The sequence below is a fragment of the Nocardioides gilvus genome, assembly GCF_003194605.1.
Taxonomy (GTDB): Bacteria; Actinomycetota; Actinomycetes; order Propionibacteriales; family Nocardioidaceae; genus Nocardioides; species Nocardioides gilvus.
In genome coordinates this window covers 129,690-146,341 of the sequence record NZ_QHKY01000004.1, presented here as the reverse complement: position 1 = coordinate 146,341, position 16,652 = coordinate 129,690, and the positions used below count along the sequence as shown (strand labels likewise).

At 67.9% G+C, this 16,652-nt stretch carries 17 protein-coding genes; 7 read left to right on the top strand and 10 right to left on the bottom strand.

Going from position 1 to position 16,652, the window contains the following annotated elements:
- Positions 1–117: 117 nt before the first annotated feature.
- From DNK52_RS12535 to uvrB, 3 genes are all read right to left on the bottom strand, one after another.
- Entirely contained in the window at positions 118–1,107 is a 990-nt protein-coding gene (locus DNK52_RS12535; RefSeq protein ID WP_110241355.1) for an NAD(P)/FAD-dependent oxidoreductase, read from the bottom strand.
- Positions 1,108–1,220: 113 nt separating this feature from the next.
- Complete coding sequence (locus tag DNK52_RS12530) at positions 1,221–1,661, bottom strand: VOC family protein (protein WP_110241354.1); 441 nt, start codon at positions 1,659–1,661, stop codon at positions 1,221–1,223.
- Positions 1,658–3,787 (bottom strand): excinuclease ABC subunit UvrB, encoded by a 2,130-nt coding sequence (gene uvrB, locus DNK52_RS12525; protein WP_110241353.1) that lies wholly within the window; start codon positions 3,785–3,787, stop codon positions 1,658–1,660. The genes DNK52_RS12530 and uvrB overlap by 4 nt, the downstream gene beginning before the upstream one ends.
- 221 nt (positions 3,788–4,008) lie before the next feature.
- Here uvrB and DNK52_RS12520 point away from each other — a divergent pair, with 221 nt between their 5' ends.
- The 6 genes from DNK52_RS12520 (at position 4,009) to DNK52_RS12495 (ending at position 10,504) form a co-directional block, all read left to right on the top strand.
- Complete coding sequence (locus DNK52_RS12520; RefSeq protein ID WP_110241352.1) at positions 4,009–7,272, top strand: ATP-binding protein; 3,264 nt, start codon at positions 4,009–4,011, stop codon at positions 7,270–7,272.
- Entirely contained in the window at positions 7,269–7,688 is a 420-nt protein-coding gene (locus DNK52_RS12515; RefSeq protein WP_110241351.1) for a roadblock/LC7 domain-containing protein, read from the top strand. The genes DNK52_RS12520 and DNK52_RS12515 overlap by 4 nt, the downstream gene beginning before the upstream one ends.
- A gap of 11 nt (positions 7,689–7,699) precedes the next feature.
- Entirely contained in the window at positions 7,700–8,071 is a 372-nt protein-coding gene (locus DNK52_RS12510) for a DUF742 domain-containing protein (protein ID WP_110241350.1), read from the top strand.
- Positions 8,052–8,639 (top strand): GTP-binding protein, encoded by a 588-nt coding sequence (locus DNK52_RS12505; RefSeq protein WP_110241349.1) that lies wholly within the window; start codon positions 8,052–8,054, stop codon positions 8,637–8,639. The genes DNK52_RS12510 and DNK52_RS12505 overlap by 20 nt, the downstream gene beginning before the upstream one ends.
- 141 nt (positions 8,640–8,780) lie before the next feature.
- Complete coding sequence (locus tag DNK52_RS12500) at positions 8,781–9,164, top strand: DUF742 domain-containing protein (protein WP_110241348.1); 384 nt, start codon at positions 8,781–8,783, stop codon at positions 9,162–9,164.
- 80 nt (positions 9,165–9,244) lie between these two features.
- Complete coding sequence (locus DNK52_RS12495; protein WP_239455551.1) at positions 9,245–10,504, top strand: phospholipase D-like domain-containing protein; 1,260 nt, start codon at positions 9,245–9,247, stop codon at positions 10,502–10,504.
- Positions 10,505–10,518: 14 nt separating this feature from the next.
- On the opposite strand, the gene DNK52_RS12490 is transcribed toward DNK52_RS12495, so the two are convergent.
- Positions 10,519–11,448, bottom strand: coding sequence for a DNA-3-methyladenine glycosylase family protein (locus tag DNK52_RS12490; protein WP_110241347.1), 930 nt, complete (start codon positions 11,446–11,448; stop codon positions 10,519–10,521).
- 71 nt (positions 11,449–11,519) lie between these two features.
- Between DNK52_RS12490 and DNK52_RS12485 the strand changes: the two genes are divergently transcribed.
- The gene (locus DNK52_RS12485) at positions 11,520–12,221 is read left to right on the top strand and encodes a TetR/AcrR family transcriptional regulator (RefSeq protein ID WP_110241346.1); all 702 of its coding nucleotides are present in this window, start codon (positions 11,520–11,522) and stop codon (positions 12,219–12,221) included.
- A 70-nt stretch (positions 12,222–12,291) separates the two neighbouring features.
- Here the strand turns inward: DNK52_RS12485 and nusB are convergent, their stop codons facing one another.
- The 6 genes from nusB to aroC form a co-directional block, all read right to left on the bottom strand.
- Entirely contained in the window at positions 12,292–12,699 is a 408-nt protein-coding gene (nusB, locus tag DNK52_RS12480; RefSeq protein ID WP_110241345.1) for a transcription antitermination factor NusB, read from the bottom strand.
- A 26-nt stretch (positions 12,700–12,725) separates the two neighbouring features.
- On the bottom strand, positions 12,726–13,289 hold the full coding sequence (gene efp, locus DNK52_RS12475) for an elongation factor P (protein ID WP_110241344.1): 564 nt from the start codon (positions 13,287–13,289) through the stop codon (positions 12,726–12,728).
- Positions 13,290–13,381: 92 nt separating this feature from the next.
- Entirely contained in the window at positions 13,382–13,828 is a 447-nt protein-coding gene (locus tag DNK52_RS12470; protein ID WP_110241343.1) for a type II 3-dehydroquinate dehydratase, read from the bottom strand.
- Positions 13,825–14,940, bottom strand: a complete 1,116-nt coding sequence (aroB, locus tag DNK52_RS12465; RefSeq protein ID WP_110241342.1) for a 3-dehydroquinate synthase — start codon at positions 14,938–14,940, stop codon at positions 13,825–13,827. Before aroB ends, DNK52_RS12470 begins: the two co-directional genes overlap by 4 nt.
- Positions 14,937–15,440, bottom strand: a complete 504-nt coding sequence (locus tag DNK52_RS12460; RefSeq protein ID WP_110241341.1) for a shikimate kinase — start codon at positions 15,438–15,440, stop codon at positions 14,937–14,939. Before DNK52_RS12460 ends, aroB begins: the two co-directional genes overlap by 4 nt.
- The gene (gene aroC, locus DNK52_RS12455) at positions 15,437–16,615 is read right to left on the bottom strand and encodes a chorismate synthase (RefSeq protein ID WP_204163522.1); all 1,179 of its coding nucleotides are present in this window, start codon (positions 16,613–16,615) and stop codon (positions 15,437–15,439) included. Before aroC ends, DNK52_RS12460 begins: the two co-directional genes overlap by 4 nt.
- Positions 16,616–16,652 lie beyond the last annotated feature (37 nt).

Sequence of the window (16,652 nt, the reverse complement as noted above, 5' to 3'; positions counted from 1 at the left end):
ACCGCGTTTCTATCACGGGGCACCCGGCGGTTTTTTTCTCGCTGCCATTCAACAGACCCGGCGGTAACCCCCATCCTTCCCGGGCTGTGCGATGGCTCACACGCCACTCAGTCACCATCAGCGCAGGGACTCGTCCTCCTCGCTCGAGTGTCCGGGGAAGACCCTGCGCCCGGGGTCGACCACCACCGCCGCGTGGTTCACGGCTGTGGCGGCCTCGCCGAAACCGACCGCGATCAACCGGACCTTCCCCGGGTACTCGGCCACGTCACCCGCGGCGAACACCCGCGCGCGACTGGTACGCATCGCCTGGTCCACCACGACATGCCGTTTGTCCGTCTCCAGGCCCCACTCCTGAAGAGGCCCCAGGTCGGCCACGAAGCCCAGGGCTGCCACCACCGACTGGCACGGGAGCACCCTGGTCTCGGCCTCACCCGTCACCCGGACCGCGAGTGACTCCACCCGGTCAGTGCCACGCACCTCGACCAATTGAGCGTTGGTCAGCACCTGGACGCTCGAGGCGAGCACCTTGGCGACCGTGCGGGCGTGCGCCCGGAAGGAGTCCCGCCGGTGCACCAGCGTCACTGTCCGGGCCAACGGTTCAAGCTGCTCTGCCCAGTCGAACGCGCTGTCGCCTCCGCCGACCACCACGACGTCCTTGTCGCGGTAGGGCTCGAAGTCGGGCACGAAGTACTCGATGCCGCGCCCCACCCATTCCTCACCGACCGGGAGCGGGCGCGGACTGAACCTCCCGATGCCCGCCGTCACCAACAGCGTGTGCGTCTCGACGAGGGTGCCGTCGGAGAGATGGAGCGAGAGCCCGTCGACCGACTCCTCGAGGGCGGTCGCGGTGCGCCCCAGTAGGTGAACCGGATGAGCGCTCTCCGCCTGGGCGACCAACCCTGCCACGAGAGCCCGGCCCTTGACCGAAGGAAAGCCGGCGACGTCGTGGAGCTGCTTCTCGGGGTACATCGCGGTGATCTGTCCGCCCAGCTCCGGCAGCGAGTCGATGAGCGCCACGCGCAGACCACGGAAACCCGCGTAGTAGGTGGCGAAGAGACCGATGGGTCCTGCACCGACGATCGCAATGTCGGTCTCGACAACTGTCACGGCCGCTCCTGCGCTCCGGAGGATGAGGGACGAGAAAGACCTCGTCGACTGAACCTATAGCACTCGCGGAGCGGGGGCGAGGACGTACGAGGCCCCTGAGGCAGGCGCTGGCCTCAGTCGAGGCAGAACTCGTTGCCCTCCGGGTCGGTCATCAGGATCCAACCCGTGTCGAGCCCGTCCGGCTCGACTCGACGGATCCGCTCGGCACCCAACTCCACCAGGCGTGCGCACTCGGACTCGAGCGCGGCCATCCGCTCCTCCCCCTCCAACCCAGGGGCTGCCCGGAGGTCCAGATGGACCCGGTTCTTGAGGACCTTCGTCTCCGGAACCTTCTGGAAGAAGACCCTGGGGCCAGTGGCGCCGTCCAGAGGCACGATCGCCGAGCGAGCGTCGTGCATCTCAGGTGGCATACCCATGGCCTCGAGGGCATCGACCCAGGTGTCGAACCCCGGTGGCGGGGGCTGCACCTGGTAGCGCAGTACGGCGGCCCAGAACTCAGCCAACGCACCCGGGTCGCTCGCGTCGAACGTCACCTGGAATTCAACAGATGTCACCGCGTCGCCTCCATCATCTGGCGCAGCTCCTTCTTGAGCTCACTGATCTCGTCACGCAACCGGGCCGCGACCTCGAACTGCAACTCCGCGGCCGCGCCCTTCATCTGCTCCGTCAGCTGCTGGATCAACTCAGCGAGGTCGCTGGAGGGGACACCTGCCGTGTCGGGCAGGTCCTGGTGGAGTCGGGAGAGCGACGGCACCGCAGCCTTCCTGGGCTTGACGCCGCCTGCTCGTCCCTTCTGGCCGACGTCGGCCCAGGTCTGGAGAAGCTCCTGGGTGGTCTCGTCCTCCCGCGCGAGCATCTCGGTGATGTCGGCGATCTTCTTGCGCAGAGGCTGGGGGTCGATGCCGTGTTCGGTGTTGTAGGCAACCTGGATGGCGCGGCGACGGTTCGTCTCGTCGATGGCCGCCTCCATGGAGCGGGTGATCCGGTCCGCGTACATGTGGACCTGCCCCGACACGTTGCGAGCAGCTCGACCGATCGTCTGGATCAAGGACTTGTCCGAGCGCAGGAACCCTTCCTTGTCCGCGTCCAGGATGGCCACCAACGAGACCTCGGGCAGGTCGAGTCCCTCCCGCAGGAGGTTGATCCCCACGAGGACGTCGTACTCGCCGAGCCTCAGGTCACGGAGCAGCTCGATGCGTTTGAGGGTGTCGACCTCGGAGTGCAGGTAGCGGGTGCGGATCCCGGCCTCCAGAAGGTAGTTCGTGAGGTCCTCGGACATCTTCTTCGTCAACGTGGTGACCAGCACCCGTTCGTTGACCTCCACGCGCTCCCTGATCTCGTGGATGAGGTCGTCGATCTGACCCTTGGTGGGCTTGACGATGACCTCCGGGTCGATGAGACCCGTGGGACGGATGATCTGCTGGACCGCGTTCTCGGCGCCCCCGACCCGGTCCAACTCGTAGTTGCCCGGTGTGGCGGAGAGGTAGATCGTCTGGCCGATGCGGTCGAGGAACTCCTCCCACCGCAGCGGGCGGTTGTCCATGGCACTGGGTAGTCGGAAGCCGTGGTCGACCAGGTTGCGCTTGCGTGACATGTCGCCCTCGTACATTCCCCCGATCTGGGGGACGGCGACGTGCGACTCGTCCACGACGAGCAGGAAGTCCTCCGGGAAGTAGTCCAGGAGGGTGTTCGGGGCACTGCCCCGCGGGCGTCCGTCCATGTGCAGGGAGTAGTTCTCGATGCCCGAGCACGAACCGACCTGACGCATCATCTCGACGTCGTACGTGGTCCGCATCCGCAGGCGCTGGGCCTCGAGCAGCTTGCCCTGCCGCTCGAAGTTGGCCAGCTGCTCGACCAGCTCGGCCTCGATGGTGGTGATCGCGCGCTCCATGCGCTCTGGCCCGGCCACGTAGTGCGTGGCCGGGAAGATGTACATCTCCTGGTCCTCGGTGAGCACGTCCCCAGTGACCGGGTGCAGGGTCATCAGACGCTCGATCTCGTCGCCGAAGAACTCGATCCGGACGGCCATCTCCTCATAGACAGGGAACACCTCCACGGTGTCACCGCGCACCCGGAACGTGCCTCGCGTGAAACTCATGTCGTTGCGGACGTACTGGTTGTCCACGAGCTGGCGCAGCAACTTGTCCCGGTCCCGCTCCTGACCGACCTTGAGCCGCACCATCCGGTCGACGTACTCCTGCGGGGTGCCGAGGCCGTAGATGCACGAGACTGTGGAGACCACGATGACGTCGCGCCGGGTCAGCAACGAGTTCGTCGCCGAGTGACGGAGCCGTTCCACCTCCTCGTTGATGGAGGAGTCCTTCTCGATGTAGGTGTCCGTCTGCGGGACGTAGGCCTCGGGTTGGTAGTAGTCGTAGTACGAGACGAAGTACTCGACGGCATTGTCCGGGAAGAGTTGCCGCAACTCGTTGGCGAACTGCGCCGCCAACGTCTTGTTCGGTTGGAGCACGAGCAGAGGTCGTTGCACCTGTTCGGCCACCCAGGCCACGGTGGCGGTCTTTCCGGTGCCGGTGGCGCCCAGCAGGACGACGTCCTTCTCGCCACCACGGATCCGCTTTGAGATCTCAGCGATCGCGGCGGGCTGGTCTCCCGACGGCGAGTAGTCGGAGACGACGGCGAAAGGTGCCACGCGGCGTTCGAGGTCGGTCACGGGGCGCATGCAGCGAGCCTACGTCGTACGTCCGACAGTGCGTCGAAACGGAGGTCTCCGTGCCGCGTGACGCTGTTTCGAGCCACTCGAGCCACATTTCGCCCCACCAGTACTGGCATTCCACCTACACGACGCCGTTCCAGTCCTTAAGTTGACCTCGGACCACATTCACGGTCCGACGTCCGGTGACCACCGGACGCTCCGCACCAGTCACACCAGCCGGGGAGCTCATGGCCACGAAGAAGAAGGACCAGTCGCCGTCCTCGCCGAACACTCACGTGCTCGGCTCGCAGGACGACGAGTCACGCGGTGCTTGGTGGCGCCCGTCCGGGTGGAAGCTCCGGAACAAGATCGCCCTGGCTCTCGCCTTCCCGATGATCGCAGCCAGCTGGTTCGCCGTGGACAGGTCGGTCGACGAGTACGCACTCCAGCAGGACCAGCAGGAGACTGCCGGCCAGGTGCGCGTCCTCGAACCGACCATCGAGTACCTGTACGCCGCCCAGGACGCGACCGTCATCGCCCGGACGGAGAAGGACGCGGAGTCCCCCGCACGGCTCGCCGCCGTCGAAGCCGTACGCACCTCGGCCGAGGAGCTCGAGAAGTCACTCGACGACGAGAACCTGACCGCCAACCAGCAGGCGCAGCTGGAGGGCATCCTGGCTCTCAGCAGCGAGCTGCGTGACGGTCGTGCCTACGTCACCCTCCTGCAGTCCCTCTCCCAGGTGCGCCAGCTGCACAACGGCGTGAGTGACTTCTACCAGTCGATCATCAACGGCCAGACCACGCAGGAACCGGCCCTGGCCCAGCTCACCCATGTGATGGAGGGCCGGCTGGCCTTCACCATGCAGCAGCTGCAGATCGCCTACTCCGGCAACCGCATCACCAACAGCCCGCAGGTCTTCTCGTTCCTCGGCGTCGAGGAGGCCGCGATCGCCCAGTTGGCCCGCGCCCGTGACGACGAGCCGATGGTCCTCGACCTCCGTGCCCGCAACTCGAGCCGCTTCGACACCGTCGAGTCAGGTCGGGGCGAGCTCGCCTCGACCGAGACCCTGGACCTGTACGGACAACTCACCGACTCCGTCGTGAGCGAGTCGAACGAGGCCCTCTCGGCGAACGCCGCGGACGCCCAGAGCAAGGCCACCTCCAACATCGTCATCCTGGCCGTGGTCCTGATCACGACACTGATCCTGGCGTGGCTGATCGCACGTCTCATCCTCCGTCCCCTGCAGCGTCTGCGTGACGGTGCACGTGCGGTGGCCAGCGACAAGCTGCCCCGCGCAGTGGCCACCATCCGCGGTGGTGGGGACCCCGGTGAGATCGAGCCCCTCGACGTCCACACGAACGAGGAGATGGGCCAGCTGGCGCGAGCCGTGGACGAGCTGCACCAGACGGCCGTCAACCTGGCGTCCGGTGAGGCCAAGCTGCGTGGCCAGGTGGGCGAGATGTTCGTGACCCTGTCGCGACGCAACACCTCGCTGATCAACCAGCAGCTCGGCCTGATCGAGGAGCTGGAGCGCGACGAGCAGGACCCGCGTCGCCTCGAGAGCCTCTTCCGACTCGACCACCTCGCCGCACGCATGCGTCGTACGGCCGAGAGCCTCGTGATCCTGTCCGATGCGCCCGTGCGTCAGCGCGAAGGCCAGGCCCTGACCGTCAACGACACCCTCCAGGCAGCCACCGCTGGCGTCCAGGAGTACCAGCGCATCGAGATGCGCGGTGCCTCGACGGACAAGATCGTCGGCGCCGCAGCCAACGACGTGGTCCACCTGCTCACCGAGCTCATGGACAACGCCCTCTCCTTCTCGCCGCCCACCGAGACCGTGCACGTCAGCACCACCGGGGCCCCGGGGCAGACCATCATCGCCATCGCCGACGGCGGTCTGGGCATGCCCGACGACGTCATGAGCCAGCTGAACCGCATGCTGCGCTCCGACGTCGGTATCACCCCCGACGCAGCACGACGCATGGGTCTCTTCGTGGTCAGCCGTCTGGCCCAGCGTCACCAGATCGACGTGGAGCTCACCCGCAACAGCCGCGGCGGCGTGACCGCCACGGTGACGTTGTCGGACCGACTGCTCGTCGGCGGCGCTGGCACGATGGCGCCGGCTGCCGCCACCCCGACCCCGGCCCCTGCCGTTCCTGCGCAGGAGGAGTCGTTCGCGGCTCCAGTCATCCCGGCGGCCGCTGCCGACCCCGAGCCGGTGAGTCCTGCTCCGGTGGACCACGACCCGTTGACGGCACCTCTCGACGCGGCTGCTCTGGCAGCCGAAGCCAAGCCTTCGCCTGTCGAGGACGTCAAGTCCGCCCAGGGCAACGCTCCCAGTGCTCCCGTCACCGGGCTCCCGCAACGGCGTCCCGGGGCCACCGTGCCCGGCCGTGAAGCAGCGGTCCAGCCCACCGGAGGAAGCCTCTTCGCGCCCGCCGAGCCGGTCAGCATGTTCGAACGACCGGTGGCTGACGAGGCAGAGGTCGACGAGACGCCGGCGGCGCCCAAGACGGAGCTCAAGCCGTTGGGGATCTTCTCCCGACGCGACGCCCTCGCCGAGGCCCAACCGGAACCGGAGAGCGCGCCGCTCGACACCTCCGACGAGTTGGCGGACGCACCAGCCGTTCCCGTCGAGGAGGCTGACTCCGAGTCCACTCTGCCGGAGCCCGCTACGCAGGTGACTGAGGTCGAGGAGCCGGCTGCTGAAGCTGAGCCCGAGCCCGAGCCTGAGCCCGAGTCCACCGTGGCCGAGATCTCGGTCGAGGAACGCATCGCAGCCGCCACGGCAGCCGGGGCCGACCCCCTCGGACTCGACCTCCTCAAGACCGAGGAGCCGGCCGTCGACCGAGCGGCCGACCCCGACGCCGACGCCGACGCCGACGCTGTCAACGACGAGCCCGTCCCTGCGGCGGACGAGCCCGCAGCGGACGAACCTGACACCGGTTCGGAGGAAGCAGAGGCTGCCGAGGAGGCGCCCGTCACGTATGTGACAGCACCCGCCATCTCCTTGGCACCGGAGACTCCGCAGACTCCGGCCATCTTCTCGGCGCCCGAGACTCCGCCGACTCCGCAGTCACCGGCAGAGCCCGTACGCCGCGGCTCCCACGCCGCTGCGGTCGACACGAAGGCTCCGGCCCCGGCCAGTCAGGAGTCGTCGACGCCCTTGCCGAAGCGCGCAGCACGCGCAGCCTCCGGTGACGGCAGTGCTTCCAACTGGCTCGCCGCCCAGGGTGCACCCGCTTCCTGGGGCAGCCACGCGGACGCGGGTTGGAAGGCCGCCGGGGAAGCAACAGCGGCCGATGCCGCGGCTCCGGTGAGCAACACGGGGCTCCCGATGCGCCAACCCGGGCGTCGCCTCGTTCCCGGCAGCGTGGCCCCCACGGCCAAGGCGCCCACGCGAGACCCGGAAGCGATCAAGAAGCGCCTGGCCGCACACGCAGCCGGAGTCTCCCGCGGAAGGTCCGCAACCGCTACTCCCCTCAACAACGACAAGGAAGGTCCGGCATGACCAACGCAGATGCAACCTCACAGGACACCGGACTCAACTGGATCGTCAGCAAGTTCATCGCTGAAGTTCCGGGGACCGCACACGCAGTGCTGGTCTCGGCCGACGGTCTTCTGATGGCGTGCAGCGATCGCCTCCCGGCGGACCGCGCCGAACAGGTCGCTGCCGTCTCCTCGGGGCTCGCGTCCCTGGCCGTGGGTGCTTCCCGACTCTTCGAGGGCGGCCCGGTGCTCCAGACCGTCATCGAGATGGAGCTGGGCTACCTGCTCCTCATGAGCGTCGGCGACGGCTCCAACCTTGCCGTCCTGACCCAGGAGTCGGCTGACATCGGTCAGGTCGGTTACGAGATGGCGCTCCTGGTGGAGCGCGTCGGTCAGGTCGTCCAGGCCACTGCACGAGTACCCCAGACCACAGTGTGAGGTGATCACAGATGAGCCCCAAAGATCCCGACTGGGACGACGCCCCCGCTCCACGCGTCGTCCGCGCATTCACGATCACGGCAGGTCGCACCAAGCCGAAGGTTGACCTCCCCGTGGAGGCCACGCTTCGACTCGAGGAACACGCTCACGGGCGGTCGTGGCCCAACGCCGCTGTCGCCCACGTGGTCGACGTGTGCCACCTGCGTTCCGTGGCAGAGGTCTCCGCCCTCGTCTCCATGCCCATCGGCGTGGTGCGCGTGCTCCTCGCCGATCTGATTGAGGCTGGGCACGTCGCCGTGCAGGCCACCATTTCCAGCAACACCTCCAGTGACCAGCGTCGCGACCTGATCGAAAGGACCCTCCGTGGACTCCGAGCCTTCTAACAAGCAAGGTCCAGCTTCGACCAAGATCGTGATCGCCGGAGGCTTCGGTGTGGGCAAGACGACGCTCGTCGGCTCGGTCTCCGAGATCGACCCGTTGCGCACCGAGGCGCTCGTCACCGACGAGTCCGAGGGCATCGACGACATCTCCCAGGTGCCCACGAAGCACACGACCACGGTGGCCATGGACTTCGGCCGCATCACGCTCGGCGAGGACCTCATCCTCTACCTGTTCGGCACGCCCGGCCAGAAGCGGTTCTGGTTCATGTGGGACGACCTGTGCCTTGGCGCCATCGGAGCCATCGTCATGGTGGACACGAACCGCCTCGACGAGGCCTTCTCCCCGCTCGACTACTTCGAGGAGAAGGGCCTGCCGTTCATCGTCGCGCTGAACCAGTTCGACAACGGACCGCAGTTCGAGCTCGATGCCGTGCGCGAAGCCCTCGCACTGCCGAGTCACGTGCCCATGATTCGCATCGATGCGCGCGACCGGGAGTCTGCGAAGACCGCACTGATCCGGATCACGGAGTACTCGCTCGAGCAGTTGGCCAGCCAGGTGCCGGTCGGCTGACCGTCTCTGCACCTCCGGCAGCGGTCGCTTCCCACCCAGGTGGGGGCGCTCGCTGTCGGTTGCGGCCCACTGGGCAGCGTCTCGGGCAGATATATTCGTATTCGCTGGCGCGTTTCTCTACTCCCGGGTAAATTTTGCGGTATGGAACGCGAGGCACACCTTTCGGGCAAGCACGTCGGCGACTCCAGCGCGCCCTCCGCGGTGCGTGGGTTCACCATCACCCGAGGTCGCACGGTCCCTCGGGTCGAGTTGCCCTTCGAGGCCACCCTGCTCGTGTCCATCCCCTCGGGGCACCGTGCCGAGCCGACGGGTCCCGCAGCGCAGGTGCTGGAGGTCTGCGACCGCAAGTCGGTCGCCGAAGTTGCCGCGGCGCTCCACCTGCCCCTCGGCGTCGCGCGAGTTCTGCTCGCCGACCTCGTGGCCGAAGGTCACGTGACGGTGCAGCGGACCCTCACCCGCAACTCCAGCATCGACGAGCGTCGCGACCTGCTGCAGCGCACCCTCCAGGGTCTGCTCGTCAGCTGAGCGCCGGTGGTCCTGCCGTCGGGCACGCCCGGGTCGCTCCCGAGCCGTGGTGCGACGCACCCGGCGGATAAGGTGTCGTGGTGAGCAGCGCCCCGGATCCCGAGAGCACAGTCCTGCGCGTGGTGCGCCGCCTGCTGATCGCGTTGGTGGTCACCCCCTTCGCCGTCGCCGTCGGCCTGACCCTGGTCGACAACTACCGCCGTAGGGGGAAGAAGGCCAAACCATTCCCCCGCACTCCCCCGCGCAAGGTCACGGTGGAGGAGCGTGACCTCACCATCTACACCTATGGCCAGGACCTGTACGACGCCATGCTGGCAGCCATCGACTCGGCCCAGCACCAGATCTTCTTCGAGACCTACATCTGGAAGGGCGACGAGGTCGGTGAGGCCTTCAAGCGTGCCCTCGCGGCAGCTGCAGAGCGTGGTGTCGAGGTCTACTGCATCTACGACGCCTTCGCGAACCTCGTCGTGTCGCGACGGTTCAAGCGCTTCCCGGCCTCGATGACGGTCATGCGCTTCCCCGTCTACAACGCTGGGTGGAAGTTCTGGGACTTCCGCCACTACGGCCGCAATCACCGCAAGATCCTGGTGGTCGACGACACGGTGGCGTTCGTCGGCGGGTACAACATCGGTTCCGAGTACTCGACCGACTGGCGTGACACGCACATCTCCGTGACCGGCCCCGCGGTCTGGGACCTCAAGCGAACCTTTGCCGACTTCTGGAACCTGCACCGTCGCAACCGTCTCCGGCCCAGCCTGCCACCGCTGCTCCTCGAGGCGCCGTCGACGTGGGAGGCGCACATCCGACTGTCGCGCAATAACCCGCGACTGATGATGTTCCCCATCCGCTCCATGTACATGGAGGCGATCAACCGGGCCTCGAAGAACGTGTGGATGACGCACGCCTACTTCATCCCGGACCAGGACTTCGTCGACGTCCTGGTGCTCGCAGCGCAGCGCGGGGTCGACGTACGGATCCTGCTCCCCCACAAGTCGAACCACATCGTGACCGACTGGATCTCCCGGGGCTACTACTCCCAGTTCCTCGCCGCGGGGATCCGGATCTTCCGCTACCAGGGCGCCATGGTCCACGCGAAGACCTCGACGATCGACGGCAACTGGACCACCATCGGGACAGCCAACATCGACCGCCTCAGCCTCACCGGCAACTACGAGATCAACGTCGAGATCATCGACGAGGCCATGGCAGCCGCCATGGAGGAGATCTACGAGGTCGACCTGACCAATTGCCTCGAGTTGACTCGTGACGAGTGGGAAGCCCGCGACCTGCACCGCAAGTTCACCGAACTCGTGCTCGGCCCTCTCGGGCGTCTGCTCTGAAGTACGGCCTGGTGTCAACGTCCCCGTACGGGGAGGTGGGTGCGCGGGGCCATCCGGGGGCCGTGCCGGGGGCGATGGGGTCCAGCGATCCGCAGCAGGGTGGCCACCCGGCCGCGGTGCGGCCGCCACGGCTCGAGGTGCTCAGCGAGTTGCGCGTCCGTGAAGTCGGTACGGGCCACGGCCCACCCCACCTGGGAGGCCAGGTGGTAGTCGCCGAACGACACCGCATCGGCGTCACCGGCCGCTCGCGACCGCACCTCCGCGCTCGTCCAGACCCCGATCCCGGGGACTGAGCGGAGCGCGGCATCCAACTCCGCCGGGTCGACCTCCAGCCTTCGCTGCAGGGACTCGGCGACGGTCGCGGCGCGCACCATGGTGGCGGAGCGTGCACCGTCGACCCCGCACTGCAGCCACTCCCAGGAAGCGATGCGTCTGACCCGCGCCGGCGAGGGCTGCAATCGCAGACCGAGCTCTGCACCCGGGCCGGGCGCTTGGTCACCAAAGCGTTGAACCATGCGCCGGAACCCACCGAAGGCCTCCTGGGAGGTGACCTTCTGCTCCAGGATCGAGGGGGCCAGGGCCTCCCAGAGCACCCCGCTGCGTCCCAGCCTCCAGTGCGGAAGGCGGCGTACGGCAGCGAGCAGGGCCTCCCCCGTCGGTTCGAAGCCGCTCAGGTCGTCGAGGCCACCGAGCAACCCGGGCACCGAGTCGAGAGCCCACCGGGCGCCGGGACCCCAGGCGGCCGCGCGGACTTCCCCCTCGGGATCCAAGGGCGCCACTCGCAGGGTCGCCGGGCCCTCCGGCGTACGCACTGCCCGCCACACCGTCTCCCCGTCGAGCGCCCAGGTCGGGTCCCCCTGGCCGCGCCTGTGCTGGGCCAGCATCGTTCTCACCGGAGCGGGCCAGGCCGGTTGCCAGACGAGGTCGAGAGAGGAGTCCGGCATGGCTCGACGGTACCTCCCGGTCGGCGGACACCCGTGTCACACAGAGTTGCACAACGATCTACACTGCCCTCATGGACCAGCCCAGCCCTCCCGACGAGCAGCCTCGAGCTCCGCGCAAGCCGGCGGCGACGCGGCGCCGGGAGCGCACCCAGGAGATCCTGGTGGCCACACGCACGCTCTTCGACGAGCGTGGGGTCGGCGACGCCCAGATCGAGGACATTGCTCGTGCCGTGGGCATCAACCGGGCCATCGTCTACCGACACTTCAGCGGCAAGGAAGAACTGTTCGCGCTCACCCTGGTGGGCTACCTGGACGAGTTGCGTGGCGTGCTGGCGGCGCAGGACGATCCGTCGGCCACGCCCACCAATCGGTTGAGCGCCATCGTCAGGTCCTTCGCGGAGTACGGGATCCAGTACCCCGCCTTCGTCGACTGCGCCCAGAGCCTCATGCGCCGAACAGGATCGGAACTGCTCGACGAGGTCAGCGAGGACGCAGCGCTGCGACTCGGCCGATCGATGGCCGGCTGTCTCGGACTCCTCACCCAGGTGCTCTCCGCGGGCAATGCCACCGGCGAGTTCCGTATCGACTCACCCCCGACGCTGGCCAACCTGCTCTACGCGACCGCGCTCGGCACGTTGCAACTGGCACGTGTGGGCCTGTTGGTCCACGAGGCATCACCGGGCAACCCCGAGATCAACCTGATCGACCACGACCAGGCCAAGGACTACCTCGTGCTCTCCGCTGTCGCTCTCGCGACGTACACCGTCGCCTGAGTCCACCCGGACACAGAACTGCCCTCCCGGACGCATCCGGGAGGGCAGTTCGCGCCACGGTGAGCTTCGATCAGACGAGGTCGTCCTTGTGCTTGAGGACGGCACCGAGCACACCGTTGACGAAGGTGGGTGACTCGTCCGTCGAGAGTTCCTGGACGAGCGCCAGCGCCTCGCTCACGGCAACGGCGTCCGGCACGTCCTCACAGAAGAGCATCTCGAAGAGACCGATCCTCAAGACGTTGCGGTCCACTGCGGGCATGCGCCCCAGCGACCAGCCCTGGGCGTAGTCGCCCAGGATCTCGTCGATGCGACGCCGGTGGTCGTGGACACCCCGCACGATCTCCGCGGTGTACTCGTTCGTGGGTCCGTCACCAGCAGCGATGGCGTCCTCGAGGGCATCGACGGGGTTCTGCGAGCGCATCTCGGTCGCGAAGAGGATGTCGAGCGCGCGTTTGCGCGCCTTGCTCCGGGCTGACATGGGGGGACCCGTCCTCAGTCTCTCGCTCAGCCCTTGACCCGGCCGAGGTAGCCGGAGTCGCGTGTGTCGACCTTGACCTTCTCACCCGAGGTGATGAAGAGGGGCACCTGGATGACGTGACCGGTCTCGAGCGTGGCGGGCTTGGTGCCACCGGTGGAGCGGTCGCCCTGCAGGCCCGGCTCCGTCTCGGCGATCAGCAACTCCACCGAGGCCGGCAGCTCCACGAAGAGGACGCGGCCCTCGTTCGTCGCCACGATGGCTTCCTGGTTCTCCAGGAGAAAGTTCTTGGCGTCCCCGACGATCTCAGGGGTGATCTCGATTTGGTCGTAGGTCGAGTTGTCCATGAAGACGTAGGACGAGCCGTCGTTGTAGAGGTACTGCATGGTCCGCTTGTCCACGTTGGCGGTCTCGATCTTGAGGCCGGCGTTGAAGGTCTTGTCGACGGACTTGCCGGACTCGACGTTCTTCAGCTTGGTGCGGACGAAGGCGGGGCCCTTGCCCGGCTTCACGTGCTGGAACTCCACGACGGCCCAGAGCTGGCCCTCCAGGTTGAGAACCATGCCGTTCTTGAGGTCGTTGGTCGATGCCATGCGCGTGTGTCAGCCTTACGTCGTCGTGGGTCAGGGACTGCCCCGATTCTATCGGCTCGAGGTGCAGCAGCGTCATCGACGCCACCGAGTCGTCAGTCCAGGTGCTCGCGGAGCAGTTCGAGCGCGCGGCGATACCCCGCCACGCCCAGCCCAGCCACTGTCGCGACCGCGTGCGGCTCGACGTACGAGGTGTGGCGGAAGACCTCCGGACGCTGCTTGGGATCGGAGATGTGCACCTCGACCAAGGGCGCCTCGAGCTGGGCGCAGGCGTCGTACAGGGCGAGCGAGTAGTGCGTCCACGCGCCGGCATTGAGCACGATCGCAATCCGCTCGTCGGCCGCCTCGTTGAGCCAGTCGATGAGGGTGCCCTCGTGGTTGGTCTGCCGCACCTCGACGTCGAGGCCGTACGTGCTGCCCCAGGTCACGCACTGGTGCGCGAGCTCGGCGTGGGTGGTGCTGCCGTAGATCTCGGGCTGCCGACGACCCAAACGGCCCAGGTTCGGTCCGTTCAGCACCCAGACCCTGCGCGGGGCGCTCATGCCCGAGCCACCATGCACTCGTAGGCCGCCCGCAGGTGCTCCTCATCGGGCCCTGCCAGGATCCGCGGGACAGCGAGGCCTTCCAGCACCAGGAACCGCAACTGGGATCCGCGGCTCTTCTTGTCGACGGCCATCGCCGCGCGCAGGTCCTCGTAGGGTGCCCCGGCGAAGCCGACCGGCAGGCCCACCTTGGCGAAGGCGGCTGCATGGCGCTCGACCAGGGCCTCGTCGATGCGGCCGGAGAGACGGGCCAACTCGGCGACGAAGACGCTGCCGATCGCCACGGCCTCACCGTGTCGGAGTTGGTAGTCGGTGAAGCGCTCCACGGCGTGGGCCATGGTGTGGCCGTAGTTCAGCACCTCACGGCCCGGGTGGCCGTCGACCCCGCCCGTCTCCTTGAGGTCGTCGACGACGACGTCGATCTTGACCTGGATGGCGCGCTGGATGAGTTCCCGCAGCAGGTCGGAGTCGTGGGTGAGCGCGGCGAGGGGGTGCTGCTCCACGATGTCGAGGATGACGGGGTCAGCGATGAAGCCGCACTTGACGACCTCGCCGAGACCGGCCGACAGCTCGGCGGCTGGCAGGCTCGCCAGCAGGCCCAGGTCGCAGAGCACACCGGCGGGCTCGTGGAAGGCACCCACCAGGTTCTTTCCCGCGCCGGTGTTGATGCCGGTCTTGCCACCCACGGCGGCATCGACCATGGCGAGAACCGTGGTGGGGACGTGGACCACCCGTACGCCGCGCAGCCACGAGGCGGCCACAAAGCCACCGAGATCGGTCGTCGCGCCACCACCGAACGTCACGACCGCGTCGGAGCGAGTGAAACCGGCGGCCCCGAGGGCCTCCCAGCAGTCGTTCGCCACCGAGGCCGTCTTGGCCTGCTCCCCGTCCGGTAACCCCAGAGCCAGCACGTCGTAGTGCTCGGAGAGGGCGTCGGCGACCGGCTGCGCGAGCTCACCGATCCCGCCGGCGTAGAGCAGGGCGACGCGCTGCACGTCCGGCCCCAGCACAGTGGCCAGCCGGGAGGTGAGCCCGTGTCCGATGACCACGTCGTAGGGCGAGGCCCCGCTGACGTGGAGCACGGTCTCGCTGTGTCCGACGATCCCGGTCATCCGAGTGCCTCCATGATCTCTTCAGCCACCTGTTGAGGCGTGCGGTTGTCCGTCTGGACTGTGTACTGCGCCACCGACTCGTAGACCGGTGTGCGCTCGTCGAGCAGCGCCCTGATCCGGCTCCGTACGTTGCCGAGCAGGAGCGGACGTCCGACCCCGAGCCCGACCCGCTTCACTGCCTCGGAGAGCCCCACCTGCAGAAAGACCACCGGGTGACCACCCAGGGCCTCGCGGGTGCGTTCGTCCAGAACGGCGCCTCCGCCGAGGGAGAGCACGCCGTCGTGGGAGTCCAGTGCCGAAGCAACGGCGGCAACCTCGAGCTCACGGAAGTGGGACTCGCCGTCATCCACGAAGATCTCCGAGATGGGGCGCCCTTCGGCAGCCTCGATGTCGTCGTCGGTGTCGCGCACCGCGACACCCCACTCTCGTGCCAGGGCCCGCGCGACGGTCGACTTGCCGGCCCCCATCGGGCCGACCAGGACAACCCGCGGACCGCTCACTTGAACTTCAGCGTGTCGATGTAGCTCTCGAAGTTGCGACGGGTCTCCCCGACCGAGTCTCCACCGAACTTCTCCACGACGGCCTCGGCAAGCACCAGGGCGACCATCGCCTCCGCCACGATGCCGGCTGCTGGCACGGCACAGACATCAGAGCGCTGGTGGTGGGCCACCGTGGCCTCGCCGGTGGCGACGTCGACCGTGCGCAGCGCACGCGGCACGGTGGCGATCGGCTTCATCGCCGCACGGACCCGCAGGGCCTCGCCCGTCGACATGCCGCCCTCGGTGCCGCCGGCACGACCGGACGTACGGCGCAGGCCGTCAGGGGTGGAGACGATCTCGTCGTGTGCCAGCGAGCCGGGGGTGGCAGCGAGGTCGAAGCCGTCGCCGACCTCGACACCCTTGATCGCCTGGATCCCCATCAGGGCACCGGCCAGACGCGCGTCGAGGCGACGGTCCCAGTGGACGTGGGAGCCCAGGCCCGGTGGCAGGTCGTGCACCACGACCTCGACGACGCCACCCAGGGTGTCACCGTCCTTGTGGGCCTGGTCGATCACGGCCACCATGGCCGCCGAGGCCTCCGGGTCGAGGCAGCGGACCGGGTCGGCGTCCAGACGCTCGACGTCGTCCGCGGACGGCACCGAGCCGGCAGGCGCAGGGACACCGCCCAGCTCGACGACGTGGGAGACGATGCGGGCACCGACGGCCTGCTCCAGGAAGTTGGAGGCGACGCGACCGAGGGCGACGCGGGCTGCGGTCTCACGAGCTGAGGCCCGCTCAAGGATCGGACGCGCCTCGTCGAAGTCGTACTTCTGCATGCCCACCAGGTCGGCGTGCCCCGGGCGGGGGCGAGTCAGCGGGGCGTTGCGCGCCATCGCATCGAGCTCGGCCCGGTCGACGGGGTCAGCCGACATGACCTTCTCCCACTTGGGCCACTCGCTGTTGCCCACCTCGATGGCCACCGGACCGCCCTGGGTCTCACCGTGGCGCACTCCCCCGATGATCCGTACGACGTCCTGCTCGAACTTCATCCGCGCGCCGCGGCCGTAGCCGAGACGCCGTCGGGCGAGGGAGTCGGAGATGTCGTCCGTGGTCACCAGGACATGGGCCGGAAGCCCTTCGAGGATCGCGACAAGAGAGGGGCCGTGGGATTCGCCCGCAGTGAGCCAACGCAGCATGCGCACAGTCTCCCATGAGGCCCTCAGCGACTGCGCA

Bases quoted from the DNA above. Each gene is read 5' to 3' on its own strand.
- DNK52_RS12490 (WP_110241347.1), bottom strand. From the start codon at position 11,448: ATGCCGGACTCCTCTCTCGACCTCGTCTGGCAACCGGCCTGGCCCGCT.
- nusB (WP_110241345.1), bottom strand. From the start codon at position 12,699: ATGTCAGCCCGGAGCAAGGCGCGCAAACGCGCGCTCGACATCCTCTTC.
- DNK52_RS12515 (WP_110241351.1), top strand. From the start codon at position 7,269: ATGACCAACGCAGATGCAACCTCACAGGACACCGGACTCAACTGGATC.
- efp (WP_110241344.1), bottom strand. From the start codon at position 13,289: ATGGCATCGACCAACGACCTCAAGAACGGCATGGTTCTCAACCTGGAG.
- DNK52_RS12470 (WP_110241343.1), bottom strand. From the start codon at position 13,828: ATGAGCGCCCCGCGCAGGGTCTGGGTGCTGAACGGACCGAACCTGGGC.
- aroB (WP_110241342.1), bottom strand. From the start codon at position 14,940: ATGACCGGGATCGTCGGACACAGCGAGACCGTGCTCCACGTCAGCGGG.
- uvrB (WP_110241353.1), bottom strand. From the start codon at position 3,787: ATGCGCCCCGTGACCGACCTCGAACGCCGCGTGGCACCTTTCGCCGTC.
- DNK52_RS12520 (WP_110241352.1), top strand. From the start codon at position 4,009: ATGGCCACGAAGAAGAAGGACCAGTCGCCGTCCTCGCCGAACACTCAC.
- DNK52_RS12510 (WP_110241350.1), top strand. From the start codon at position 7,700: ATGAGCCCCAAAGATCCCGACTGGGACGACGCCCCCGCTCCACGCGTC.
- DNK52_RS12500 (WP_110241348.1), top strand. From the start codon at position 8,781: ATGGAACGCGAGGCACACCTTTCGGGCAAGCACGTCGGCGACTCCAGC.
- aroC (WP_204163522.1), bottom strand. From the start codon at position 16,615: ATGCTGCGTTGGCTCACTGCGGGCGAATCCCACGGCCCCTCTCTTGTC.
- DNK52_RS12485 (WP_110241346.1), top strand. From the start codon at position 11,520: ATGGACCAGCCCAGCCCTCCCGACGAGCAGCCTCGAGCTCCGCGCAAG.